Origin of the sequence: Kitasatospora sp. NPDC007106, assembly GCF_040634455.1 — a bacterium.
GTDB lineage: Bacteria > Actinomycetota > Actinomycetes > Streptomycetales > Streptomycetaceae > Kitasatospora > Kitasatospora arboriphila.
In genome coordinates this window covers 1-1,788 of the sequence record NZ_JBEYFP010001074.1, presented here as the reverse complement: position 1 = coordinate 1,788, position 1,788 = coordinate 1, and the positions used below count along the sequence as shown (strand labels likewise).

The 1,788-nt window shown below is 75.8% G+C and carries 2 protein-coding genes; both read right to left on the bottom strand.

Going from position 1 to position 1,788, the window contains the following annotated elements; translation table 11 throughout:
* Window positions 1-912, bottom strand: a 912-nt coding sequence (locus ABZ641_RS35875) for a WD40 repeat domain-containing protein (RefSeq protein ID WP_359988634.1), incomplete at its 3' end; no start/stop codon positions are given.
* Between the two features lie 41 nt (window positions 913-953).
* Window positions 954-1,475 (bottom strand): GNAT family N-acetyltransferase, encoded by a 522-nt coding sequence (locus tag ABZ641_RS35870; RefSeq protein ID WP_359988632.1) that lies wholly within the window; start codon window positions 1,473-1,475, stop codon window positions 954-956.
* Window positions 1,476-1,788: the final 313 nt, after the last annotated feature.

Here is a 1,788-nt window from a genome sequence, read left to right as displayed (position 1 = left end):
GCCGAGGCCGCGGCCGTCCGCGGTGCGCCAGGCGCGGATCTCGCCGGCCCGTCCGGCGGAGAAGGCGAGCGGGACGCCGTGCACGGTGGCGGCGGCGACCGCCTGGGCGCCCTCGCCACCGGCCGTGCCGTGCAGCAGTTCGCCGCTGACGGCGTCCCAGACCTGGACGGAGCCGTCCTCGCCGCCGACCGCGAACAGCTCGCGGCCGTCGGCCGGGCCGAGGGCCACCGCGGTGGGCAGGACGCCGGCGTCGGTGCCGGACCCGCCGAGTTCGGTGCCGTCCTCGAGCGCGGTGAGGCCGAAGCCCTCACCGGGCTTGGCGAGTGCGTAGGCCGGGCGGCCGCCGACGGATCCGACGGCGGCGGCGGGCCGGCCGGTGCCGGCGGTCGGCTCGGCGGGGTCGGGCTCCGGCTGGTCGAGCTGGACGAGGGAGGAGGGCAGCAGGCCGGCGGCGGCGGGGTCGAGGACCTGGGCCGCCAGCACCTCCAGCGCGCGGGCGATGCCGGGGACGGGGACGCCCGCGGCGTCGTCCCAGACGGCATCGACGCCGGACGGCATTCCGGTGGCGAACAGGCGACGCGCGGGTGTCGACCCGGCGTCGGTACCGGCGGTGACCTGGGCGTTTCCGGGTGCGGCGGATGAGAGCGCTTTCACGACCCGCGTCAGGAAGACCCGGTCGACGCGACCGCTTCTGAACGCGCGGCCGCCGGCCGCGACGCGCTCGACCCGGAACTCCCCGGTCGCCTCGACCGCGAGGTCGATCCGGCCGCCCGCCGGGCCCTCGGCGGGCGCGGTGAGCCGCAGCAGCTCCGAACCTCCCCCGGGTGCCGTCTCCGTGGACGGCGAAACAGCTCCCCCCGACATCAGGGTCCCCTCCTTCTCGACGGGCCAGCCCGTCCTCGTGCGTGCCATGCGGAACACCCCCGTGTGCCTGACGGTACGTCAGAAAGATGTCAGCACAGGTCCTCGGGTGTGAGCGTCGCGTGTACGGCGTCGTGCAGCGCCTGCGTCCGCGAACTGCGGAACAGTCCGGGCCGGAATCCGGCGCGGCGGAATCCGATGTAGGCACCAACCACCTGAACAGGCATGTTATCTGCCGCAGCGTACGCGTCAATCCGGCCCAGTCCGAGCTGCTCGAAGCCGAACCGGCAGAGCAGGCGCAGCGCCGAGGTGGCCGTCCTGAGGCTCCGTGCCTCGGGCAACAGCCAGACCGCCGCCTCCGCGGCACCCTCTTCGGGGCGCAGATCGACGAGTTCGGCCCACCCCACGGCGCGGCCCTCCGTGACGGATGCCACAGTGAAGTACGCCGCCCGGTCCAGCGCCCAGAGGCGCGCCGGGATGTCGGCGAGCCAGCGCGCGGCCGCGTCGATGTCCTGATGGGGGATCACCCCCTGCATGAACTCGCGGACCAGCGGGTCGCGGGTGCCGGCGAGGACGGTCGCGGCGTCCGCGGCCTCGGGCCGGCGGAGCACCACCGTGCCGTCCGCCAGCTCGGGTACGGGCAAGGAGCTCAGGCGACGCACCGTCAGACCTCCTTGCCGCTCTGCCCGATCATACGATCATTCTGCCGAATCCTCGGGCATCCGCCGATCGGCCGAAACGCCACCCGCCGACCGGCGGGCCGCCCCTCCCGCCGAACGGAGGGGTGACCCCCGCCGAACGGCCTGGGTGGTGCACGACCGGTTCGCAGCCGCACAGAGAGCCCCCGGACCGGCCCCGGACCGGGGCCGCGCGCGACGGGCCGCCGCACACGGGCCGGGGACGGGCGGGGGGGGGGGGGCGGGGGGG